The following is a 22,504-nucleotide window of genomic DNA, read 5'->3' as shown; positions in this document are numbered from 1 at the left end:
GATTGTCTGGGGTGGATTCACAAGAGGAAGTGAAATCACCCCTTTTTTCTTCAATATTTGCTCATTCAGTTAATTCAATCCTGAAAACCACTTCATCAATTCGGCTAATTGCTTACCTTTGCCCAAAATTTGAATTAAGATTTTATCATGCATAGGACACATCACTGCGGAGAGTTAAGAATAGAAAATAAAAGTCAGCAAGTAGTATTGAGCGGCTGGGTACAGCGAGTTAGAAATAAAGGCGGATTGCTTTGGATCGATTTGCGTGACCGATACGGAATCACACAACTTTTATGTGAAGAAGGAAAAACCAATGAAGATATCCTGAAAACAGCGAGAAAAGTGGGGCGTGAATTTGTGCTTCAAGCAAAAGGTGAGGTGGTAGAGCGTTTCTCCAAAAATGATAAAATGCCTACGGGTAATATCGAAATTTTTGTTGAAGAATTGAATATCTTAAATGCTGCTAAAACCCCTCCATTTACCATAGAAGATGATACAGATGGCGGAGAAGAATTAAGAATGCAATATCGCTATTTGGATTTAAGGAGGCCTGCAGTTAGAGAGAAATTAAAATTGCGTCATCAATTGATGCAAGCTACAAGAAGGTTTATGGATGGCGCAGGTTTTTTAGAAGTTGAAACTCCTGTTCTGATAAAATCCACACCAGAAGGTGCCCGTGACTTCGTAGTGCCTTCAAGAGTTCATGAAGGCGAATTTTATGCCTTGCCGCAATCCCCGCAAACTTTCAAGCAATTATTGATGGTGTCCGGCTTTGATAAATATTTCCAGATAGTGAAATGTTTCCGTGATGAAGACTTAAGAGCAGATCGTCAACCTGAATTTACTCAAATCGACTGCGAAATGTCATTTGTAGAGCAGGAAGACATCCTTAACACTTTTGAGGAGATGGTAAAATACCTTTTTAAGGAAGTGAAAGGAGTTGAAATAGAGGATTTCGAAAGAATGACCTATGATCAGGCTATGAAATTGTATGGATCGGATAAGCCTGATATCAGATTTGGAATGCCTTTCGTGGAATTAAATCAATATGCTCAAGGCAAAGGATTTAATGTATTCGATCAGGCCGAATTAGTGGTGAGTATCAATGTTTCGGGTGCTGGAGATTATACTCGTAAACAATTGGATGCTTTGACCGAATATGTAAAGCGCCCGCAGATCGGAGCCAAAGGTTTAGTTTATGTGAAATGCAATAAAGATGGAAGCTTCAAGTCCTCTGTGGATAAATTTTATAGTCAAGAAGATTTAAAAGAATGGGCACAAGCAACTGATGCCAAAGCAGGAGATTTGATTTTGGTTTTAAGTGGAGATGTTGACCATACCCGTAAAGCGATGAATGAACTACGCTTAAAAATGGGTTCTGAATTAGGTTTAAAAGATCGAAATGTTTTTAAACCACTTTGGGTATTGGATTTTCCTCTTTTAGAATGGGATGAAGATACTAAGAGATTCCATGCTATGCACCATCCGTTTACAAGTCCTAAGTTAGAAGATATGCAGTTCATTGAATCTGACCCAGGAAGAATAAGAGCGAATGCTTATGATATGGTGATTAATGGAGTGGAAATAGGAGGTGGAAGTATAAGGATTCATGATAAATCATTGCAACAGAAAATGTTCAAGGCATTAGGTTTTACTGAAGAGGAGGCGCAAAAGCAATTCGGATTCTTAATGGAGGCATTTGAATATGGAGCTCCGCCTCATGGTGGAATTGCTTTTGGTTTTGATAGATTGTGTGCTATGTTTGGTGGCTCTGATTCAATCCGAGATTACATTGCATTCCCTAAAAACAATGCAGGAAGAGATGTGATGATTGATTCACCATCTACCATTTCTGCCGAACAATTAAAAGAATTACACTTGAGTATAAAATAAAATTAATATATTGTTCATCAGTTTGATTTTTGCTGAATAGAAAGTTGATCTATTTGGAGTCAATTCTCTATTTATTTTTGGTTTTTGAATTTCTTTTAAATTGATTGAACATACCTACATAGAATTTTTGGGATTGGAACTAGCCGATCCCTTAACTTTTATTTCCGATATTATGATGGCTATGGTCTGTGCTTTTTTGGGCCACAGACTATTCCACGATTTTAAATCTAAATACGCAAAGCTATCAGCCTATTTTTTCTTGTTTTTGGGAGTGTCGGCCTTTCTTGGGGGTACTTCTCATTTATTGGATTTGTATTTGGGAAAAACGCCACATTTAGTTGCTTGGACATTGCAAGGCATTTCTATCCTATTTTTTCAACTGGCAAGTTTGAAGTTAATCCAATCTTCTAAAATAAAATTCTTTTTGAGGGCTTTGATATTCGCTTTTTTCGGAATATTTGTTGCTCAGATTTATTCGGTTCAGCATTTTGATGTGGTAAAGGTGAATTCTATTGTGGGATTAATTGGCTTTGTATCATGCATTCACATTTACAAATACTTTGAATCGAGAGATAAAACTTATTTAAAAATTCCCTTGGCTATCCTTCTATTTGCAGGCCCTGCCATGATTCACAGTTTTGGGCTCAATTTCAATAAATGGATGGACCAGAATGTGATTAGTCATTTGCTTTTATTGCCTTGTTACTATTTACTCTACACTACCATCGTGCAAATAGCTATTCTTAAAAAGAAAACTCAGCCAATACGGCAACCAGTGCCCCTAAAAGAGAAATAAATAACTTCTTGAAATTAAAGCTATGATCGGGGCTGCTTTCAAAAAAGATAGTGGTTGATATGTGTAAGAAGTTCCCCGACACCAAAGCAAATAGAATTAAGAACACTTTATCTGAAAAAATTTCAGCATCGTGCAAAATATGGCTCAATCCTAGACCTGCTGGGCTAGCCAAACTAAAAATAACTAGAATCAATATTGTTTTCCATTTAGTATGCAGGTGACAAATCATGACTGACATTAGTGCAAAAGCAGCGGGCATTTTGTGCATCAGAATTCCAAAAAAGACTGAGTTTGAGTTGTCGTGAGAATGGATAGTATCAGGATGTGCCAAAAGCGTGCCTTCCAAAAAGGCGTGTATGGAAAGTGCAATTAACAATCCCAACCATTTATTTTGTCCATGCTGATGATTTTCATGAACAGTATGTAAATGTCCGTGCTCTACTCCTTCGGAAAAATACTCTAATATCACTTGGATAAAAAAACCAGCCAGCACATATAGACTTATATGCGAGACACTTTCCCCTTGAGAAAAAATTTCAGGTAAAATATGGATGACGGTTACCGAAAACAGATAAGCCCCGGCAAAAACCAAAGCGAATTTGAAAAAATGATTATTAACGTTTGGCAGAAAGAAGACTAAATAACCTGTACCAAAGGTAAGTACAAATAATATGATTGAATTGATGATCATAATTTTTTCACTATAAATATCATGCGTTCAGAGGTTTCGGGTACGTATTCATTTAGCTCATAATCTCCAAAGGTTTGCACCAGCATAAAGTTAGCGTTACGGAAATATTCTAAAAATGATAAACGTCTGATAGCTTTTACTCTTTCTTCAAAATGATAGTTTTCCCCATTTGCGTGGAAATCAATTTCTTTGATAATACTTTCTCCGTCAAAATTTCTTTTCAAATGAAAATCGATACCATCAATTGTTTTTATTTCCTCTTTCACTAGATTATGAATCACTCTATAAGGATTCAGGAAGTCTAATGTAAATATGCCTCCAGATTGTAGCGAATCTGAAATAGAGTTAATACATTTTTGATTTTCATCTTCAGATTTGAAAAAGCCAAAACTTGTAAAAAGATTAAAGGCGTAGTTAAAATAATTTTCTTTGATGCTTTCACGCATATCTTGAACGTGAAAGTGCAGTTTCTCATTCTCATAAGACTTGGCCAGTTCAATATTTCTTTCCGAAATATCTATTCCATCGACCTCAAAATCTTGCTTATTTAGGAAGATGGAGTGTCTACCACTGCCACAGGCTACATCTAGCAATTTCGCATCTTTAGGGATATTTAAAAATGATAATAGTTTGGACAGAAAGAACTGTGCTTCTTTTTCATCTCTATTTTTATAGAGAATATGATAAAAAGGAGAACCAAACCATTCATTGAACCACTCTTTTTTAGCTTCTGACATGATCACAATATGATTTTTCCGTTTAGGTTGTCAGTATTGTAGTGTTGTAAGTCTCCATTTTCATCTTCATAGATAAAAAAAGCTTCCAGATGATCTTGAGAAGAAAGGATTTTCTTTGCCTCTTCTAATCCAGTTACCATGAAGGCAGTGGACCAGGCATCGGCTTCCATGCAGCTAGGGGCAACAACTGTAGCACTTATAATATCTCTTTGAATAGGATAGCCTGTTTTAGGATTGATGCTATGTCCGTATTTTTTTCCCTCGTAAACGAAAAATTTTCTATAATTACCTGATGTGGAGATAGCTTCATTATCTAAATGGATTATCGCTACTCTCTCGGGCTGTTGTCCAACTTTCTGCTGAGGGTCATCGATTCCGATAGCCCAAAAATCCCCATTTTCATTTTCGCCTTTTACTCTAAGCTCTCCACCTAATTCAACCATCATATTTTTGATTCCTTTTGAATCCAGAAAATCATAAAGCACATCTATAGAATATCCTTGTGCAATTGCATTAAAATCAAGAGAAACTTTTTCTTTTTCTTTTTTCACTTTTTTCTTATCGAATAGAATGTAGCTAAAGCCTACGTATTTCTTTATTTCTTCAATTCGGCTACTGTCTGGAAAATCTACTTTTTCTGGACCAAACCCCCAAGCTTCAATAAAGGGATAAACAGTGGGGTCAAATGCACCACCAGATGCTTCATATATTTCTTTTGATTTTCTTAAAACGGGATAAAAATAAGGGGATTGGAATTGAAGGCTGTCTGACTTATTAAACTGAACGATTTCTGAGTTCTTCAGGTATGTTGATAAACTTTGGTCAAATTTTCTTAAAAGAGAATCTATTTCATTTTTAAAGTTTCTGTTTTCCACATCAGAATAGGTGATATTATAGGTTGTACCTTGCGCTTCTCCTGAAATAAAAATATAAGGTAGTATATCCGTTTTCGGATTTTGGCTGTCTCGGTAAAACCAAACTATAGCCACAATGGCCACTAAAATTAAAGAATAGATTGAATTCTTCGTTCTATTGTTCATGGGATTAAATTTGATGCGAAATTACATTAAATGCAAGTGAATTGCGAATATGAGGTAGGATATTTAGGATTATTACTAACAAAAAAGCCACTTAAAAAGTGGCTTCTAATATTAAATGGTTTGGAAATGTTTGTTTAACACATCACGGTACTTAGAACTAAAATTTCTATAGCACCATTCCTTCAACAAATTCAGCTCATGTTCTACCAACAGAGCAATAGCTTTTCTCAATTCTTTTTCAAATAAACGTCTGTCGAAGCTTACCTTTGAAAGAATTGACTTTGCATAATCTAACATAGCTATTATGGTTTGGGTTGTAGTTAGTACTTTAAAGAACTTAATTTTTATGGTATCTTGAAAGTAACAAAAATTTATTAAAATCGAAAATTAAACACTAATTTTAACGTTCGATTTCTTGAAGTATTTGAATCAAAATACGAATAAAATGATAATAAGGTTAGTAAAAATTTTAATTATATTTTCAGTATTTTCCGGCAGTGTCGTGGGCTTAAAGGCACAGGACATATCTATAGAATTAGGACCTGACAGAATTGCTTTGAATCAAGTTTTTACGATTACGGTTAAAGTAGAAGGTGAGACCTTAAAATCTTATGATAAATTCCCAGATATTAACGGATTAGTGAAGAGAGGTACTTCCAGTAGTTCCTCTACTAATATCTTTAATGGTCAGGTGACCAGAAGTCAAAGTATTACCCAAAGCTATGTTCCAGAGAGGGAGGGAACGATCAATATCCCTGCTTTTAGTATTAATGTCAACGGCAAAGTGGTAAGTTCAGCCGGTAAGACTGTAGAGGTTGGGCCTGCAAAACAACAGAACCAAAACAGGCGATATGACCCTTTTGGGAGTGATCCTTTTGAAGATTTCTTTGGAAGAAGAGACGAGCCCGAGGAGTTTGTTGACCTCAAAGAAGATGCATTTTTTGCGTTGACTACTGATAAAGAAGAAATATATGTTGGTGAAGGAGTGAATACGACTTTGGCTTTTTATGTTTCAAACGAAAATAGGGCTCCTTTGCAGTTTCATGATTTGACAAACCAACTAACTAAAATTCTAAAAGAAGTAAGACCAAATAATGTCTGGGAGGAAAATTTTAATATTGAGAATATTGCTGGAGAGCCAGTTAATTTAGGGGGGAAGAGATATACTGTTTATAAAATATATCAAGCTACTTTTTTCCCTTTAGGAGAAGAGGATATCAAATTTCCAACAGTTGGTCTGGAAATGATTAAGTATCAAGTAGCAAAAAGCAGAAGCTTTTTCGGGCAAAACAGAAAAGAGAGTTTTAAGAAATTCTATTCTAAACCTAAAACGGTAAAGGTAAACCCTTTGCCAGATCATCCATTAAAGGATCAGGTTTCGGTTGGTGATTATAAATTGTCTGAAGATATAAACTCTACTGAGCTAAATACTGGCGAAAGTTTTCAATATGAATTTGACGTGAGGGGGACTGGGAATATTTCAGGAATTGCTGAACCTCAGCTTAAAGATAAAAAAGAGCTAGAAATATACTCACCTAATATAAGTGAGAACATTACTCGAAGTGGTGTATCAGTGAGGGGTTCTAAAGCCTTTCGGTATTATATGATTCCTAAAGAACCAGGAGAATATGATTTGTCTGACTATTTCCAATTCATATTTTTCAATACACGCACAGAAAAATACGATACACTAAAGCCAAATTATCAAATTAAAATTACGGGAGAAAGCATGGCTAACGTTAATATTGAACAAGCTTCTTCTGATGGGTTATTCTATGATCGAATCGATGAAATGTCCAATAAATTACAATCTCATCAAGCCACTGAAATCTGGAAATGGGTGTTTAACATATTTCTTATAGTGGCTTTTTCTGTTTCTTTGTTCATCTTGCTGAAAAAATCCTAAATTGCGCATCAATTTTTGTATAAATGAGCAATAGTTTCGGTAAAATCTTCAAAATTACTACTTACGGTGAATCTCATGGCGTAGGAATCGGTGTTATCATCGATGGTTGTCCTGCGGGTGTGAAGGTTGATGAGACATTTCTTCAATCTGAAATGCAAAGAAGAAAACCTGGTCAGTCTAAAATCACCACGCAGCGGAAAGAAGAAGATGAGGTAGAGGTTCTATCTGGAATATTTGAGGGAGTAACAACAGGAACGCCAATTGCACTTAGCATTCGTAATACTAATCAGAAAAGCAAAGATTACTCTCATATCAAGGATAGTTTTCGTCCGTCACATGCTGATTTCACTTATCAGGAAAAATATGGTGTACGTGATTATAGAGGAGGGGGAAGAAGCTCAGCCCGAGAAACTGCCGCCAGAGTAGCCGCTGGGGCAATTGCTAAAATGTTTTTAAGGCAAATTGGAGTTGTGGTTCAAGCATTTGTATCACAAGTGGGTGGTTTAAGGCTTCAGAGGGCTTATAAGGAAATGAATTTAAGTAAAGCGGAAGAAAATATTGTTCGTTGCCCTGATCCTGAAATGGCTGAAAGAATGATTCAGCATATAGATGAAACGAGAAAAAATAAAGATACCATTGGAGGAATCGTAAGTTGTGTAATCCAGGGAACTCCAGTAGGTCTTGGAGAGCCAGTATTTGATAAATTACATGCAGTGCTTGGTCAAGCCATGTTAAGTATTAACGCAGTAAAGGGTTTCGAATACGGTAGTGGGTTTGAAGGAGTGAAAATGTACGGTTCGGAACACAACGATCGCTTCGAAACAGAAGATGGAATAGTCAAAACAACTACCAATCATTCAGGTGGAATTCAAGGTGGAATTTCAAATGGGCAAGATATTTATTTTAATGTGGCTTTCAAACCTATTGCCACGATCATGAGTGATCAAGAGAGTATAGATAAAGATGGAAATAAAGTCACTGTGAAAGGCAAAGGAAGACACGACCCTTGCGTGGTACCAAGAGCAGTGCCTATTGTAGAAGCAATGGCCGCCATTACGATTGCGGACTTTTTATTAAGGGCTAAAACGAATAAAATTTGATGAAAAAATTACCACTACATATAAAAATTATAATTGGTCTGGTACTAGGAATTGCCTGGGCCTTTATATCTAGCTACTTAGGCTGGAACCAATTCACTATTGATTGGATTGATCCCTTTGGAACTATATTTATAAGAGTGTTGAAAGCAATTGCAGTTCCTCTGGTACTGCTCTCTATTATAAGTGGGGTTTCCAGTTTGACCGACATCAATAAATTAGGGAAACTAGGGCTGAAAACTATAGTATTCTATTTGATGTCAACTGTTTTGGCAGTAGGAATTGGATTGACTTTGGTCAATTTAGTTAAACCCGGAAAATTTGTCAATGAGGAACAACGAGTAAAAAACCGAATCAAATATGAATTATGGGTTAGTGAAAACCCTGATGTTCCACAGCCTAAAGATGGTCGGTCCTTTTTGCAGGAGCAGCAATATCAAGATTTAGTGAGTTCAACAATGAATGAGTCCGCCATGGATTCCTTGAAAAATGTAGCGGAAGCTTCTAACGCCAGAGTTGATCAGTTGGCAGAATCTGCAGATGAAACAAGTAGTCAAGGACCGCTAAAGTTTTTTGTGGATATGGTTCCCGAAAACGTTTTTGGCGCCTTTCATAGTAATGCCAATATGCTTCAAGTTATTTTCTTTGCTTTGTTCTTCGGGATTTGTTTAGCAATGCTACCAAGCAGTAAAGTAGCAGGGGTAATTAGTTTTGTAAACGGTGCCAATGAGGTTATTCTTAAAATGGTAGATATCATTATGAAAGCGGCACCCTTCTTTGTGTTTGCCTTGTTAGCGGGGGTAATTGCTAAAATGGCGGATACACCAGGAGAAGTACTACAAATATTTAAAGGACTGGGAAGCTATTCGATTACCTTATTGGTGGGCTTACTTTTCATGATATTTGTATTATATCCGTTGATTGTTTCAATCTTCATTAAGAAATTAACCTATAGAGAATTTTTAAAGCGAATCAGTCCGGCTCAATTTTTAGCTTTTTCTACCTCAAGTAGTGCCGCAACACTTCCTGTAACTATGGAATGCGTGGAAGAAAATATGGGAGCTTCAAAAAAGATTAGCAGTTTTGTGTTACCAATCGGTGCAACAGTTAATATGGATGGGACCAGTATGTACCAAGCGATTGCCGTGGTTTTTCTAGCACAATTACACATGGTAGACTTAACGCTAGGTCAGCAGTTGACCATAGTTTTAACAGCTACTTTAGCTTCTATCGGCTCTGCAGCTGTTCCAAGTGCAGGATTGGTGATGATGATCATTGTATTGAATTCAGTTGGGTTAAATCCAGCTTGGGTAGCCATTATTTTCCCAGTGGATAGAATTTTGGATATGTTCAGAACGGTGGTGAACGTTACAGGCGATGCTACTGTTTCTACATTAATTGCAAAGTCAGAAGGTGAACTAAATGTTCCCGATGACGTTCCTGCAAATAAATAAATTTAGAAAAATATAAATTAAGAAGATGAGTACACAGACACAACAACCTGTTACCATTTATATGGAAGCCAATCCGAATCCGAATTCATTGAAATTCGCTACTAACCAGATGTTGGTGCCTGAAGGTGATTCCTTTGATTTTCCATCTATTGAAGACACAGCTCAAGCGCCATTAGCAGAAATTCTTTTTCACAAAGAATATGTAGATAGAGTATTCTACATGAGTAATTTTGTGACGGTTACCAAAAAGCCAGAATACGAATGGGTAGAGATACAAAATGATGTAAAGGATACCATTAAGGAGTTTTTAGAGTCTGGTAAGCGAGTAATTGAGTTACAAGCCAAAGATCTATTTGAGGAAACTAATACCAGCGAGAATGCAGAGTTAGAGGAGCAAATTAAAAATATCTTAGAGGAATATATCAAGCCGGCAGTAGAGCAAGATGGTGGAGCTATTTCTTTTCATTCCTACGATAAGGAAGCTCAAAAAGTAAAAGTTCTATTGCAAGGGTCATGTAGTGGATGCCCCTCTTCTACAATCACGTTGAAAGCTGGGATTGAAAACCTGCTGAAAAGAATGTTGCCGAATGATGTGAAGGAAGTAGAGGCGGAAGGCGTTTAAATTATTGATTTAGATTTTAAAGCAGTTAGTGAAAGTATTCATGACTGCTTTTTTATTTTTTAGCGAATTATATAAAAAGTCTGTCGGATTGTAGAATTGAAATGATGCACGATAATCACTTTGGTGCTAGTAAGGCATTTAAACCGGACAGGACTTTTTGCATTTGGTAATCTTATAGAACGATTCTTTAAAAATATTTGTAGATGAAAAATATCAGACCCTTTCATGTTGCTTTCCCGGTTACTGATTTAAAAGCGACTCGCCAGTTTTTCGAAGAAGTTTTAGATTGCAAAATCGGGCGTACTTCTGAAAGATGGATTGACTTTGATTTATATGGACATCAAATTACAGCACATCTCACTAATGAGCCTATTCAAGAGCCAGCCGCTAATCCGGTAGATGGAAAATCAGTTCCTATCAAGCACTTTGGAGTTATTTTGGAGTGGGAACAATGGCATCAACTGGCAGATCGATTAAAAGAAGCAAAAACAGATTTCATAATTGAACCCTATATTCGTTTTAAGGGTGAAGCTGGTGAACAAGCTACCATGTTCTTCTTAGATCCTAGTGGCAATGCACTAGAATTTAAATCCTTCAAGAAAGACGAAGATATCTTCGCTTCATAATTTTCTCATACGAAATGCAGATTAACAAAACCGATAGCTTAAGCTTTTGGTTATGGCCTATATTACTTTTTGGAAATGGAGCTAAAAGAACTATATCGACTGGTAAAGCGTGGAGAGGGCAACAGATTGGAGTTTAAACGAAAAGCTGCTCATCCTGAGAAGATTGTGCGTGAATTTGTCGCTTTTGCTAATACCAAAGGAGGAGATATCTTAATTGGTGTAGATGATAATGGAAATATTCCAGGAGTAAAATATGCTGAGGAGGAGATATATGTCCTGGATAAAGCACTTGCCAACTTATGCAAGCCTAGATTACAATACGAGTACACGATCATCCCATTAGATGAGCATGAGAGCAGAGCAGTAGTACATTATGAAGTGGCCGAAAGTACAAAGAAACCTCATTATGCCTTGCCTGATGAAAATGCCGAGTGGGGAAAAGCTTATGTACGCTTGGCAGACAAAAGCATACAAGCAAGTAAAGAAGTCCGGAACGTAATTAAGTTTTCTAGACGGAAAAATGCTAGAGTGCTAGAGATTAATGAGAAGGAGAAACTACTCCTCAAGTATTTAGGTGAGTTTGATAAAATAACGGTCAGTCAATTTCAGGAATTGGCTAAACTCAATAGATACAATGCCTCAAAAATCTTGGTTAATTTGGTAGTCTCCAATGTTCTCATGATTCACCCATCCGATAAAGAAGACTCTTTTTCTATGCAGCCTATTAATTTTGACCATTAAAAAGGGCCTAATCAAATTCAACAAAAATCAATTCATTCCTTAATTTCTACACTTCATCCCAACCAAATTAGAGTTGGGTAAGTATTAATTTATAAAAGCCTTCAAATACCGCAACTTTGAAAAAAACAAAAGCGGTATGAAATATTTAATCCTAACAGCCTTATTTTTATTTACTTCGATAGTTTACGGACAGACAGTAATCAAGGGAATCGTAACAGATAAAAGCGGAGAGACATTGCCTGGTGTCAATATTTACATTGAAGGAACTTATGAAGGAACATCAACTATTGCTGATGGAAGTTTTCGGTTCTCTACTGAAATTACAGGCGAAAAAACCCTAGTAGTTCAATCTATTGGTTTTAAAAAGGAAACCTTAACAGTCAACTTAACAGGTGAGCCTTTAAATTTTCAGTTCTCATTGAAACAAGCCATTGATCAAATGAAAGCTGTGACTATAACAGCGGGGGCCATGGAAGCTTCTGATGAAAGAAAAGCTGTGGTATTGAAGCCTATCGATATAGTGACCACTCCATCTGCTATTGGTGATATAGTGGGGGCTTTTCAGACTTTGCCTGGAACAAGCACTGTAGGTAATGACGGCAGATTATTTGTCAGAGGTGGAGATGCTTCAGAAACAGCTATTTTCATAGATGGATTAAAAGTGAGCAATGCCTTTGGGACGACCGCGGGAAATGTTCCCACTCGCACTCGATTCAGTCCGAATATGTTTAAGGGTTCTTTTTTCTCAACTGGAGGTTATTCAGCTGAATACGGGCAAGCTTTATCCTCAGCACTAGTTTTAAATAGTATTGATATGCCAGTTAGAAGTCAGGCAGATATTAGTTTAATGTCATTAGGCGGAGGGGTTTCGCAGACTTTAGTGGGCAAAAGGAACAGTATAACTGCAAATGCTAATTACTTTGATTTGGGTCCTTATCAGCAATTGATCGAGCAAGATTTCGACTGGAAGCGTGCTCCCAATAGTTGGGATGTCTCGATATTAGGCAGACAGAAATGGGGAAATAGTGGTATGATAAAAGCTTTTTTCCAGAAAGAATCAAGTGGTATGCAGCTTTGGCAGTCTCAACCGGGTAGTTCCGACAGAGGTCAATTAATTAAGATCAACAATGATTATAATGTAGGTCAAGTTTCTTTCAAGCAGGTAGCTAAAGATGATTGGAGTTTCACTGGTGGATTCGGATATACCCAAAATAGCGATTTCTTCGATATTGATGGCTTGGAAGTGCAACAAAATACTCAACTTTTTCATGCAAAGGGAGTCGCTATAAAGGATTTTTCAGATGCTTTTTCAACCAAACTTGGGGTAGAATCATATTGGAATAAGTATGAGGAGACCTTAGTTTTAGAAGATCTGAGCAGAAGTTTTGAGGATCCTCAAGTCAATTTATTTGTAGAATCAGATTATTATTTGAGCAATAATTTGATAGTTAGAGCAGGACTAAGAGCAGGACATAGCCAATTAATTAAAGACCAATGGTTTGATCCTAGAGCTTCCTTAAGTTATAAATTTAAAAATGAAGGACAACTGTCTTTGGCATATGGTGAATTTAGTCAACTTCCAGAATCTAATTTTAGAGTACTCAATAATGATTTAGGTAATACTGAAGCAAGCCATTATATCTTAAATTACTTCATTGCTAAAAATAACCGAACATTTAGGGCTGAGGCTTTTCATAAAGAATACAATAATTTGATTACCTATAACGGAACAAATCAAAATCCCACTAATCTACAAGTGAAAGGAGATGGTTACGCCAAGGGTATAGATTTCTTCTTTAGAGACAGAGAAAGCATAAAAAATACAGATTTTTGGATTACTTACAGTTTTGTAGATTCCAAGCGACAATTCAATCACTTTCAATCACTGGTTCAACCAAGTTACGCACCGCGCCATAATGGTTCTGTAGTGGTCAAGCATTTTATAACTGCTTTAAACTCCCAATTAGGAGGTTCATTTTCCTTGAATGATGGCTACGCTTATACAAATCCAAATATTGATGGGGAACAAAATTCAAAAACCCAAAGCTTTCAATCATTGAGTTTGTCCTGGAGCTATCTGCCAAAACCCTATTTAATAATACATTTTGCCTGCAATAACGTATTAGGAAGGGACAATAGGTTCGGATATCAATATGCGAATCAGGCCAATGAAGAAGGTGTTTTCGCTTCTTCTCCTATAATGCAAGGAGCTCCGAGATTTCTGTTTCTGGGAGTGTTCTTAACCCTTTCCAAAGATAAAAGTGCTAATCAATTAAATAACTTATAAAAATATGATGCAGAAGCTGATAATTAATTTCACTAAAATCTATCTAATGGTAAATGAAACAGATAGATACAAAACTTTCACATTTTAATAGCCTAAGAGGCACTATTTAACATCTAAATCTTAATAATTATGAAAACTAAATTCACATTACTCGCAATTTTATTTTTAATGTCAAGCTCGTTATGGGCTTTTGATCCGGCCTATAATTCAGCTATGGAAGCACAGCTTAAAGCTATGAATGAGTCAACTACACCCGCAGATTTTAAGGCCGTGGCAAATGGGTTTACCAGAATAGCTCAAATGAACCCTGATAAATGGTTGCCTGATTATTATGCTGCTTTAGCATATACAAGGGCAGGATTTATACTTGAAGGAAATAAAAATGCTCAGGACGATAATTTCAAACTTGCTGAGAAAGTTATTGATGAATGCATAGCCAGAACAGGTGAAAATGCAGAACTGGTTGCACTGAAAGGGTTTGCTTTAATGGGTGAACTTGCGGTCGATCCGCAGACCAGAGGACAACAATTATCTGGATTGGTCATGCAAGCCTTTGGCAGAGCATTAAAGCTTGAGCCGGAAAACCCACGAGCAATGGCCATGATGGCTCAGATGCAATTAGGAATGGCTAGATTCTTTGGAGAAGGACCTGAGAAGGCTTGTAGCTTGGCAAAGCAAAGTCTTCAATACTTTGAAAATGAAGGCAGTCAGGACTCTTCTGATCCGTTTGCACCTAAGTGGGGAAAAGAGTCTGCGGAAGCTGTAATTGCTTCATGTAAATAGTAAAAAAACAGATATTAGAATCGGTATAGTCATGGCTTCAGGTTCTTTAAATTGACTTCTAAAACTAGGAAACGAAAATTAAAGTCATTCAATATTCTGATAATAGAGAACCTACAATACCAGTTATTTTTAATCGCTGACTGAATTCCTAAAATCCATAATACTAAATGTCTCTGTTGGAATTATTGTATTCCGGCAGAGACTTTAAAACAAAACTGTATATTTGAATCAATGACTACTAAGGCTACAACATCTCCTTCTTCTGTATTTGGAAATTTGAAAAGGTTCTTAATCCTGAATCTAGGAATTTCTGTTGTATTGGTGTTCATATTTTGTCCGAGCTGTTTTTTTAAGCTCGATCAAATGAAATACATAGTTCCCAGTTTTGTCAATGCACTTCTATTGTCATCCACATTGTCCTATGGAGGGTTTCTTGTCGATAAGCTTTTTGAAAAAAAATTCAAATGGGTTGAGAAACCTATTACGCGATTGATTGGCACCTTAATTACATACTCGATTTATTCTTTTTTGGCAAGTTTTGTCGTAATCACCAGTTATGTTTGGGTACGAAATTCCGAATTGACATTTGAAGAATTGAATTTACTTCATTTTGCTAAAGAAGCTTTAAACCCTGTTTTTATTGCGGTAATAATTAACAGTATTTTTACAACCAGATCGTGGCTGATGGAGTGGCGAAAGTCTGTCTTAGAAGCCGAACAACTAAAAAGAACTGTTTTAGCAAGTCAAAACCAATCCTTAAAGGACCAGCTAAATCCTCATTTTCTATTCAATTCTTTGAATACCCTAAATAGCCTGGTTTTTGAAAGTCCTGAGAGATCCTCAAAGTTTATTCAGCAACTTTCAAAGATTTACAGATATGTATTAGAAGTACAAAGCGAGGAATTAGTACTGCTAGAAAAGGAATTGAATTTCGCAAAAAATTACTTAGGACTTCAACAAATACGGTTTGAGGATAAATTGAAATTTGAAATTTCGGTACAAGATATAGCTTCTTATCATTTACCGCCCTTGTCTTTACAATTGCTTTTGGAGAATGCTGTAAAGCATACGACTGCAAGTGCTGCTCATCCACTGATTGTAGAAATTAAGCAAGATAAGGATTGGTTGTTTGTTATAAACAATTGGAGACCAAAGAAAGGCGATCAAAATAATACAGGAATTGGGCTCGAAAATATAAAGAAAAGATATCAATTACTGGGAGAACACAAGTTGGAAGTGGATCAAAATGAAGATTTCTTTACAGTTAAATTACCTTTACTAAAATTAGAGGAATGAAAATATTAGTCATCGAGGATGAAAGACCGGCCGCGACAAGAATAATAAATTTGCTGAGAGAGTTATTGCCGACTGCTGAGATATTTGGACATATCGATAGTATTGAAGAGTCAATAAAATGGTTGAATTCGAACCCTGCACCTGATTTGATTTTGAGTGATATTGAGTTGGCTGACGGTCAAAGTTTTGAGATTTTTAAGCAATTAGATATTAAGAGTCCTATTATTTTCACGACTGCTTATGATCAGTTCGCAATTAAAGCATTTAAGCTAAATTCCATTGATTATCTACTTAAACCTATTGATCCTGATGAGTTGGCCATAGCTGTTCAGAAGTATAAAAATCAATTGAAACCAGCTGCTATAGATGTTCAATTGTTGCAATCCATGATCCAAGGCGATCAGAAGCAATACAAAGAGCGCTTTATGGTCAAGGTTGGGGAGAAAATCCATAGTGTTCCAACAACTGATGTCTCATTTTTTTATAGTGCTCAAAAAGCTACTTTTATTCAAACCTACGACCAAAAAAAATATCTCATTGATCATACGCTTGATCAATTGGAATCGGAAATGAATCCTAAAGAGTTTTTCAGGTTAAACAGAAAATATATTGTAAGCTTGAACGCAATAGAAGAAATCATCACCTACTCTAACAGTCGGCTGAAAATAAATATAAAGCACTGCACTGATAATGATATTTTAGTTAGCAGGGAAAAGGTGGCTAACATGAAGAATTGGCTAGATCAGTGAAAGAACACAGTGGTTTATTGGAACTGAAAGTAGATAGATACGCTATTTGTCACCAATTCATTAATAGGGCTGCTGTAACTATTCTGCCTTTCAAAAAGTGCATTGGTCAAACCTCTTGAAAAACGGATTTCTGGGGAGAATTTAAATAGTTCGTAATATATGTCTATTCCAAAGCCGATTTCCAAAGCCAAATTAAATGTATTGATTAGTAAAACATCTTCATTAATTTCGGAAGGTCTTTTACCGCTTACTTCAAATGAGGGTTTTGCACCTCCAATCATGTAAGCTCTGAAGTTCTTTCTTCTTTGTGATTTATATTTTAATAATAGTGGTAATTCGGCATAAAAGGCTTCTTTCTTCCCTTGATAAGTAACTTCCTCTGCTCGATCGTAAGTGTTGTAATTTAGCGTATATTGATACAAACCTACTCCTGGCAGAGTTCTAAAATCTAAATATTGAGCAATTCTTAAATTGAAAATAAACCCAACAGTAAATCCTGGTGCACTTTCTGGTATTACTGAATGTAAAGAATCAAACTGATTGCTCAGGTAAGCTTCATTGTATCTAACCTTTAAATTAGCGGTATGGCCACCCAAATAGAAACCGTAATGAATTAAATCATTATCATAATTGGGTAAGTTTTCTTGCTCATAAACTTGAGATGATGCTTGAAAACTTATCAATATCGCTAGTCCGAATAATATTACTTTATTCCAGTATAGATTGAGCTTATGCCAAAGGTTAAAGGTTTGCATTCTGTATTTTTGAAGCTTAACTTATCCAATATCGAAGTAAAATCTTTTCCATCTGGAAATGACTTTACAGATTCAGGAAGATAAGTATAAGCCGCGTTATCTTTTGAAATTGTTTTTCCTAAAGTAGGTAAGATATTTTTAAAATAGAAATTATATAGCTGTTTAAATGGAAAGCTTTTTGGCTTAGAAAACTCCAAGACCACTACTTTTCCTCCCGGTCTCAAGACTCTAAACATTTCTGCTAATCCTTTTTCCAGATTTTCGAAATTCCTTACCCCAAATGCAACGATGATTGCATCAAACTTATTATCTTCAAATGGGAGATTTTCAGAGTCTCCAGAAGTTAGAGTGATTCTATCATCTAATTTCCTTTTCTTAAGCTTCTCTCGTCCAACGTTTAGCATTCCCTCAGAAATATCAACACCAGTTACATGGTCTGGATTTAATTTCAAAGATTCAATTGCGAAATCCCCAGTTCCAGTAGCAATATCCAAAATTTGCTTGGGTTGGATTTCCTTAAGAAGTTTTATGGCTTTTTTTCTCCATCTGATATCGATTCCTAAGCTGAGGAAATGATTAAGGAAATCATATTTGTGGCTAATGTTGTCGAACATATCTGCCACCTGTTGCTTTTTGCCTGTTTCCTTGTCTTTGTAGGGTAAAACTGTCATCTGAAATTGGATTTTCTGTTGTTATTGGGCTAACAGCATGTTTCGAAGAAATGTTTGTTCTGAGTAAAAATAAAACTGCCATGCCCTAATAATTGTGCATGGCAGTCTCATTTTAATGATTTCCAAATTAAATAATCAACATAGCATCCCCATATGATAGGAATCTATATTTATTCTTAATGGCCTCCTGATATGCATTCATTACATTTTCATATCCTCCAAAAGCGGCTGCCATCATCAATAAGGTAGATTCTGGCATGTGGAAATTCGTCAATAATGCATTGCAAATTTTAAACTCGTAAGGAGGGAATATGAAACGATCTGTCCAGCCTTCATTTTCTTTTAAATGATTATTGGCCGTTACAGAAGATTCCATTGAACGCATAGCTGTAGTACCCACCGCACAAACTTTTTTCTTGCTGTCCAAAGACTCGTTTACCAATTCTGCGGTTTTCTTCGGAACCTTAAAGTTTTCAGAGTCCATCTTGTGCTTGGTTAAATCTTCCACATCAACAGGACGGAAAGTGCCTAAGCCAATATGTAAAGTAATGGGACTGGTTTTAATACCTTTCAATTCCATTCTCTTCAAGACCTGACGCGTGAAGTGCATTCCTGCAGTTGGAGCTGCCACAGCCCCTACTTCTTCAGCATAAATTGTTTGAAATCTTTCCCGATCCGCTTCTTCTACTGGTCTTTTTATGTATTTTGGAAGTGGGGTTTCACCCAATGAATCTACTAATTTGTAGAAATCTTGGTCATCTCCATCATACAAAAACTTGATAGTTCGCCCTCTTGAAGTGGTGTTGTCAATAACTTCAGCTACTAATTCACCATCTCCAAAATACAATTTGTTACCAACACGGATTTTACGAGCAGGATCAACTAATACATCCCAAAGGTGCATTTCCTTATTGAGTTCTCTCAAAAGGAAAACCTCGATTTGGGCGCCAGTTTTCTCCTTGTTCCCATAAAGACGAGCTGGAAATACTTTGGTGTTGTTGGTCACTAATATGTCACCTTCGTCAAAGTAATCAACAATGTCTTTAAAAGTTTTGTGTTCAATTTCACCGGTATCTTTGTGCAAAACCATTAGCTTTGCTAAGTCTCTGTCTTCTGCCGGATGTTGTGCCACTAATTTAAGTGGTAATTCGAATTTGAATTCTGATAATTTCATACTTAATATTACGGTATTAAGTGGTTAGGTTTAAAAATTTAAGAGGGCAAAGTTAAGAATAGTTTTTGTAAACTTGTAGCTTTATATTTTTATATTTACATATGATTTATATTCATCTGCTTCTGGAGAGTTTTCGATTTGCTTTAAGTGCATTGCGAGCCAATTTATTAAGAACTATTCTTTCGCTACTTGGCGTAACAGTAGGGATTTTTTCCATCATTACTGTATTCACTCTTGTGGATTCTTTGGAAAAAAATATTAGAGATAGCCTTAACTTTTTGGGAGATGATGTGATTCGTATAGAAAAGTTTCCTTGGATTTTCGAAGATAATTATCCCTGGTGGAAATATGTAAACCGACCTAAGGCACAATTTAGTGAGTATCAATTTTTGAAAAATAATTCTGACCAGGCTAGCGCAGTTACCATTTTTGCTGAAAGATTTGGAGTGACAGTAAAGCATGAAAGTAATAGCTTGAGTGGGGCAATAGTTTCTGGTGTCGCATATCAGCATAAAGACGTGTTTGAAATTCCTGTCGAAACAGGCCGTTATTTTGGACTGCAAGAGGTTGAGAAGGGAGCAAATGTAACCATCATAGGGGCGGAGGTTGCTAAAACATTATTTCCAACTTCAAATCCTATCGGTAATGAAGTTAAGTTACGAGGATTGAAATTTAGAGTGATAGGAGTGATGGAAAAACAAGGGGCAAGCGTCATAGATGCACCAAGTGCCGATGACTTTTGTTATGTTCCCTATAATACTTTCTTTAAAATGTATTCAGGCCAAGGCAATTTTGGTGTAGAATCAATTATTGCCTTAAAAGGATATCCGGATGACGAAGGACTTAAAAACCTAGAAGGGGAAATAACAGGTTTGCTTCGGCAGAAAAGAGGCTTACGTCCCAGAGAGGCAACAAATTTCGCTATTAATAGACCAGAAGCATTTGGAGAAGTTATAGGCTCAATCTTTGGAGTTATTTCTTTAGCAGGATGGGTGATTGGTAGCTTTTCGATTTTGGTGGGAGGTTTTGGTATTGCCAATATTATGTTTGTCTCTGTAAAAGAACGGACCAATATTATAGGCATTCAAAAGTCATTAGGGGCCAAGAATTTTTTTATCCTATTTCAGTTTTTGTTTGAAGCAGTATTCCTTTCCTTATTAGGAGGTCTTTTTGGATTATTGTTGGTGTATTTACTGAGTTTTGCTTCATTAGGAAGTCTAGAATTGAGTCTTTCCGTGGGTAATATAATTCTTGGTGTTGGAGTTTCAGTGATTATAGGCACATTATCGGGAATTGTACCGGCCGGAATGGCAGCGAAACTAGACCCTGTAATCGCAATTAGAGCATAATTTTTTTGAATTATTAAATATAAGTAGATGATTAAATCAATTGGTTTAATATTTTTGATGTACTTTTTTGTTCAAGAGCCTACTCTTAAAAAGCAAAAGCTTACTGATTACATAAGCATGGAAGTTTCCACTGAGCTTAGGAAAATGACTGAGCAAGAACTTTCGGCCAAATTTCTTGGGGCCAGAATTCCAGATATTGCCATGACTGACGAGCAATCAGCTGTAGAATTTACCATCACCGCATCGCCTACTTTTTGGCAAGATGGAGATGTTGCATTGCTCAAAGAATTTTACGATTCAAGTATTCCTAACTTATTTCAGGAAATTGATTTTTCCCAAAAGGAATTAGTGACTATAAATGAAAAGGAATATGTGGCCTATCAATTTGATGGAAAACCAGATGCTGAAGGAAATCGATCTGCAGAAGAACGCTATACCTATTTGCTTTATACGATTCATAAAAATGGATTGGTAGTCATAAGCTTTTCATGTCCTCCCTACCTTAAATCTAAGTGGGAGCCAATTGCACAGAAAATGTTCGAAACCACCAAATTCCGGTAAACATAAAATGGAACTCACCGTTAATTCTGACGAGCACTATATGAGGGAAGCACTTCGTCAGGCCGAATTAGCATTCGATGAAGGAGAAATTCCTGTGGGTGCTGTCGTTGTTTGCCAGAAAAAAATTATTGCTAAAGCTTATAATCAAACTGAGAGGTTGAATGACGTTACTGCACATGCAGAGATGTTGGCTATTACATCAGCAGCGAATCACTTAGGTGGTAAATACTTGACAGATTGTACGCTTTATGTCAGTTTAGAGCCTTGCGGAATGTGTGCAGGTGCATTGAATTGGTCGCAAATAGATCAAATTTTTTATGCTTTAGAGGATGAAAAAAAGGGGTTTACCAAAATTAATCCTCAGATGATTCATCCTAAAACTAAAGTTAAAAGTGGTTTATTGGCGGCAGAAAGTAAAAAGTTGATCGATGATTTTTTTGCGAAAATGAGGAAAAATAAGAATTGAATTTTTAATAAATGTTTAACCTATAATTTATAAATATTATGGCTTTTGAATTACCAGCATTACCATATGCTAAAGATGCTTTAGAACCACATATTGATGCAAAAACTATGGAAATCCACCATGGTAAGCATCATAATGGATATGTTACGAAATTAAATGGTGCTGTTGAAGGTACAGATATGGAAGGCAAATCTTTAGAAGAATTGCTCAAAAATAATAGTGATAACAATGCAGTTAGGAATAATGGCGGTGGTCATTTTAATCATTCCTTATTCTGGTCTGTAATGAGTCCTGATGGTGGAGGTGAACCATCTGGAGCCTTGGCTGATGCTATAAATGCAGCTTATGGTTCATTCGAAAAATTTAAAGAAGAGTTCTCAAACGCAGCCGCAACTCGTTTCGGATCAGGTTGGGCTTGGTTATGTGTTCATGCTGGCGGAAAAGTTGAGGTTTGTTCTTCTCCGAATCAGGATAATCCAGTTATGCCAAATGTAGGATGTGGCGGAACTCCAATTTTAGGTCTCGATGTTTGGGAACATGCATACTACTTAAACTACCAAAATAGGAGGCCTGATTACATTTCAGCTTTCTTTAACGTAATTAATTGGGGTGAAGTATCGAAGAGATATGAAGAAGGCAAATAGATTTTTGTATAAGTTCTAAATATTGGAAAGGCAGTAGATTTATAGTTTACTGCCTTTTTTCTTTAGAAAAATCTTCTACCTAAACCATGTCTGCCCAATAGCGCAAGGTCGAGAGAAACCATAAGGGAATGTGTACCGAATCCGGTTAAGGCCGTGTTATTAACGG

Annotated in this window: 23 protein-coding genes; 16 read left to right on the top strand and 7 right to left on the bottom strand. The window is 36.3% G+C overall.

The features are described 5' to 3' along the window. Window positions 1-147 precede the first annotated feature (147 nt). Complete coding sequence (gene aspS / locus AAC601_RS16115; RefSeq protein ID WP_340153828.1) at window positions 148-1,893, top strand: aspartate--tRNA ligase; 1,746 nt, start codon at window positions 148-150, stop codon at window positions 1,891-1,893. 100 nt (window positions 1,894-1,993) lie between these two features. Further along, window positions 1,994-2,689 carry a hypothetical protein gene (locus AAC601_RS16110; protein ID WP_340153827.1) on the top strand — a complete coding sequence of 232 codons (696 nt, stop codon included), beginning with the start codon at window positions 1,994-1,996 and terminating at the stop codon, window positions 2,687-2,689. Here the strand turns inward: AAC601_RS16110 and AAC601_RS16105 are convergent. The 4 genes from AAC601_RS16105 to AAC601_RS16090 all read right to left on the bottom strand — a co-directional run bounded on the left by AAC601_RS16105 (window position 2,637) and on the right by AAC601_RS16090 (window position 5,454). Next, complete coding sequence (locus AAC601_RS16105; protein ID WP_340153826.1) at window positions 2,637-3,380, bottom strand: ZIP family metal transporter; 744 nt, start codon at window positions 3,378-3,380, stop codon at window positions 2,637-2,639. The genes AAC601_RS16110 and AAC601_RS16105 overlap by 53 nt on opposite strands. Further along, entirely contained in the window at window positions 3,377-4,117 is a 741-nt protein-coding gene (locus AAC601_RS16100; protein ID WP_303270671.1) for a class I SAM-dependent methyltransferase, read from the bottom strand. Before AAC601_RS16100 ends, AAC601_RS16105 begins: the two co-directional genes overlap by 4 nt. 2 nt (window positions 4,118-4,119) lie before the next feature. Beyond that, window positions 4,120-5,157, bottom strand: a complete 1,038-nt coding sequence (locus AAC601_RS16095) for an FAD:protein FMN transferase (RefSeq protein WP_340153825.1) — start codon at window positions 5,155-5,157, stop codon at window positions 4,120-4,122. 111 nt (window positions 5,158-5,268) lie between these two features. Next, window positions 5,269-5,454, bottom strand: a complete 186-nt coding sequence (locus AAC601_RS16090; RefSeq protein ID WP_340153824.1) for a hypothetical protein — start codon at window positions 5,452-5,454, stop codon at window positions 5,269-5,271. Window positions 5,455-5,602: 148 nt separating this feature from the next. On the opposite strand from AAC601_RS16090, the gene AAC601_RS16085 reads away from it, so the two are divergent. The 10 genes from AAC601_RS16085 to AAC601_RS16040 all read left to right on the top strand — a co-directional run bounded on the left by AAC601_RS16085 (window position 5,603) and on the right by AAC601_RS16040 (window position 16,718). Beyond that, window positions 5,603-7,063, top strand: a complete 1,461-nt coding sequence (locus AAC601_RS16085; protein ID WP_303270668.1) for a BatD family protein — start codon at window positions 5,603-5,605, stop codon at window positions 7,061-7,063. A gap of 23 nt (window positions 7,064-7,086) precedes the next feature. Then, complete coding sequence (gene aroC, locus AAC601_RS16080; protein ID WP_303270667.1) at window positions 7,087-8,163, top strand: chorismate synthase; 1,077 nt, start codon at window positions 7,087-7,089, stop codon at window positions 8,161-8,163. Beyond that, the gene (locus AAC601_RS16075) at window positions 8,163-9,614 is read left to right on the top strand and encodes a dicarboxylate/amino acid:cation symporter (RefSeq protein WP_303270666.1); all 1,452 of its coding nucleotides are present in this window, start codon (window positions 8,163-8,165) and stop codon (window positions 9,612-9,614) included. Before aroC ends, AAC601_RS16075 begins: the two co-directional genes overlap by 1 nt. Before the next feature lie 25 nt (window positions 9,615-9,639). Continuing rightward, a complete protein-coding gene (locus AAC601_RS16070; RefSeq protein WP_303270665.1) occupies window positions 9,640-10,236 on the top strand; it encodes a NifU family protein in 597 nt (198 codons plus the stop codon). A 203-nt stretch (window positions 10,237-10,439) separates the two neighbouring features. Continuing rightward, the gene (locus AAC601_RS16065) at window positions 10,440-10,862 is read left to right on the top strand and encodes a VOC family protein (protein WP_303270664.1); all 423 of its coding nucleotides are present in this window, start codon (window positions 10,440-10,442) and stop codon (window positions 10,860-10,862) included. 75 nt (window positions 10,863-10,937) lie between these two features. Continuing rightward, window positions 10,938-11,603 (top strand): ATP-binding protein, encoded by a 666-nt coding sequence (locus tag AAC601_RS16060; protein ID WP_303270663.1) that lies wholly within the window; start codon window positions 10,938-10,940, stop codon window positions 11,601-11,603. Between the two features lie 136 nt (window positions 11,604-11,739). Further along, window positions 11,740-13,890 (top strand): TonB-dependent receptor, encoded by a 2,151-nt coding sequence (locus AAC601_RS16055; RefSeq protein ID WP_303270662.1) that lies wholly within the window; start codon window positions 11,740-11,742, stop codon window positions 13,888-13,890. A gap of 129 nt (window positions 13,891-14,019) precedes the next feature. Beyond that, window positions 14,020-14,673, top strand: coding sequence for a hypothetical protein (locus tag AAC601_RS16050; protein WP_303270661.1), 654 nt, complete (start codon window positions 14,020-14,022; stop codon window positions 14,671-14,673). Window positions 14,674-15,036: 363 nt separating this feature from the next. Continuing rightward, window positions 15,037-15,969 (top strand): histidine kinase, encoded by a 933-nt coding sequence (locus AAC601_RS16045; protein ID WP_340153823.1) that lies wholly within the window; start codon window positions 15,037-15,039, stop codon window positions 15,967-15,969. Further along, complete coding sequence (locus tag AAC601_RS16040) at window positions 15,966-16,718, top strand: LytTR family DNA-binding domain-containing protein (protein ID WP_340153822.1); 753 nt, start codon at window positions 15,966-15,968, stop codon at window positions 16,716-16,718. Before AAC601_RS16045 ends, AAC601_RS16040 begins: the two co-directional genes overlap by 4 nt. A gap of 14 nt (window positions 16,719-16,732) precedes the next feature. Here AAC601_RS16040 and AAC601_RS16035 read toward each other — a convergent pair whose 3' ends face one another. The 3 genes from AAC601_RS16035 to queA all read right to left on the bottom strand — a co-directional run bounded on the left by AAC601_RS16035 (window position 16,733) and on the right by queA (window position 19,318). After that, window positions 16,733-17,473, bottom strand: coding sequence for a porin family protein (locus AAC601_RS16035; protein ID WP_303270658.1), 741 nt, complete (start codon window positions 17,471-17,473; stop codon window positions 16,733-16,735). Continuing rightward, a complete protein-coding gene (gene ubiE, locus AAC601_RS16030; protein WP_303270657.1) occupies window positions 17,422-18,144 on the bottom strand; it encodes a bifunctional demethylmenaquinone methyltransferase/2-methoxy-6-polyprenyl-1,4-benzoquinol methylase UbiE in 723 nt (240 codons plus the stop codon). The genes AAC601_RS16035 and ubiE overlap by 52 nt, the downstream gene beginning before the upstream one ends. A 127-nt stretch (window positions 18,145-18,271) precedes the next feature. Continuing rightward, window positions 18,272-19,318: a tRNA preQ1(34) S-adenosylmethionine ribosyltransferase-isomerase QueA gene (gene queA / locus AAC601_RS16025; protein ID WP_303270656.1), complete on the bottom strand. Its 1,047-nt coding sequence runs from the start codon at window positions 19,316-19,318 to the stop codon at window positions 18,272-18,274. A gap of 101 nt (window positions 19,319-19,419) precedes the next feature. On the opposite strand from queA, the gene AAC601_RS16020 reads away from it, so the two are divergent. From AAC601_RS16020 to AAC601_RS16005, 4 genes are read left to right on the top strand one after another with little or no spacing between them, the layout of a single operon-like run. Next, window positions 19,420-20,667, top strand: a complete 1,248-nt coding sequence (locus tag AAC601_RS16020; protein WP_340153821.1) for an ABC transporter permease — start codon at window positions 19,420-19,422, stop codon at window positions 20,665-20,667. Between the two features lie 27 nt (window positions 20,668-20,694). Then, entirely contained in the window at window positions 20,695-21,228 is a 534-nt protein-coding gene (locus AAC601_RS16015; RefSeq protein WP_340153820.1) for a hypothetical protein, read from the top strand. 7 nt (window positions 21,229-21,235) lie between these two features. Continuing rightward, on the top strand, window positions 21,236-21,694 hold the full coding sequence (locus AAC601_RS16010) for a nucleoside deaminase (protein ID WP_340153819.1): 459 nt from the start codon (window positions 21,236-21,238) through the stop codon (window positions 21,692-21,694). A 38-nt stretch (window positions 21,695-21,732) separates the two neighbouring features. Beyond that, a complete protein-coding gene (locus AAC601_RS16005) occupies window positions 21,733-22,338 on the top strand; it encodes a superoxide dismutase (RefSeq protein WP_303270651.1) in 606 nt (201 codons plus the stop codon). Window positions 22,339-22,504: the final 166 nt, after the last annotated feature.

This window comes from uncultured Marivirga sp. (genome assembly GCF_963974845.1).
Classification (GTDB): Bacteria; Bacteroidota; Bacteroidia; order Cytophagales; family Cyclobacteriaceae; genus Marivirga; species Marivirga harenae.
The sequence above is the reverse complement of the archived record's forward strand: the minus strand, read 5'-3'. Positions and strand labels throughout refer to the sequence as shown.

Bases quoted from the DNA above. Each gene is read 5' to 3' on its own strand.
- aspS (WP_340153828.1), top strand. From the start codon at position 148: ATGCATAGGACACATCACTGCGGAGAGTTAAGAATAGAAAATAAAAGT.
- AAC601_RS16105 (WP_340153826.1), bottom strand. From the start codon at position 3,380: ATGATCATCAATTCAATCATATTATTTGTACTTACCTTTGGTACAGGT.
- AAC601_RS16100 (WP_303270671.1), bottom strand. From the start codon at position 4,117: ATGTCAGAAGCTAAAAAAGAGTGGTTCAATGAATGGTTTGGTTCTCCT.
- AAC601_RS16095 (WP_340153825.1), bottom strand. From the start codon at position 5,157: ATGAACAATAGAACGAAGAATTCAATCTATTCTTTAATTTTAGTGGCC.
- AAC601_RS16090 (WP_340153824.1), bottom strand. From the start codon at position 5,454: ATGTTAGATTATGCAAAGTCAATTCTTTCAAAGGTAAGCTTCGACAGA.
- AAC601_RS16085 (WP_303270668.1), top strand. From the start codon at position 5,603: ATGATAATAAGGTTAGTAAAAATTTTAATTATATTTTCAGTATTTTCC.
- aroC (WP_303270667.1), top strand. From the start codon at position 7,087: ATGAGCAATAGTTTCGGTAAAATCTTCAAAATTACTACTTACGGTGAA.
- AAC601_RS16075 (WP_303270666.1), top strand. From the start codon at position 8,163: ATGAAAAAATTACCACTACATATAAAAATTATAATTGGTCTGGTACTA.
- AAC601_RS16070 (WP_303270665.1), top strand. From the start codon at position 9,640: ATGAGTACACAGACACAACAACCTGTTACCATTTATATGGAAGCCAAT.
- AAC601_RS16065 (WP_303270664.1), top strand. From the start codon at position 10,440: ATGAAAAATATCAGACCCTTTCATGTTGCTTTCCCGGTTACTGATTTA.
- AAC601_RS16060 (WP_303270663.1), top strand. From the start codon at position 10,938: ATGGAGCTAAAAGAACTATATCGACTGGTAAAGCGTGGAGAGGGCAAC.
- AAC601_RS16055 (WP_303270662.1), top strand. From the start codon at position 11,740: ATGAAATATTTAATCCTAACAGCCTTATTTTTATTTACTTCGATAGTT.
- AAC601_RS16050 (WP_303270661.1), top strand. From the start codon at position 14,020: ATGAAAACTAAATTCACATTACTCGCAATTTTATTTTTAATGTCAAGC.
- AAC601_RS16045 (WP_340153823.1), top strand. From the start codon at position 15,037: ATGAAATACATAGTTCCCAGTTTTGTCAATGCACTTCTATTGTCATCC.
- AAC601_RS16040 (WP_340153822.1), top strand. From the start codon at position 15,966: ATGAAAATATTAGTCATCGAGGATGAAAGACCGGCCGCGACAAGAATA.
- AAC601_RS16035 (WP_303270658.1), bottom strand. From the start codon at position 17,473: ATGCAAACCTTTAACCTTTGGCATAAGCTCAATCTATACTGGAATAAA.
- ubiE (WP_303270657.1), bottom strand. From the start codon at position 18,144: ATGACAGTTTTACCCTACAAAGACAAGGAAACAGGCAAAAAGCAACAG.
- queA (WP_303270656.1), bottom strand. From the start codon at position 19,318: ATGAAATTATCAGAATTCAAATTCGAATTACCACTTAAATTAGTGGCA.
- AAC601_RS16020 (WP_340153821.1), top strand. From the start codon at position 19,420: ATGATTTATATTCATCTGCTTCTGGAGAGTTTTCGATTTGCTTTAAGT.
- AAC601_RS16015 (WP_340153820.1), top strand. From the start codon at position 20,695: ATGATTAAATCAATTGGTTTAATATTTTTGATGTACTTTTTTGTTCAA.
- AAC601_RS16010 (WP_340153819.1), top strand. From the start codon at position 21,236: ATGGAACTCACCGTTAATTCTGACGAGCACTATATGAGGGAAGCACTT.
- AAC601_RS16005 (WP_303270651.1), top strand. From the start codon at position 21,733: ATGGCTTTTGAATTACCAGCATTACCATATGCTAAAGATGCTTTAGAA.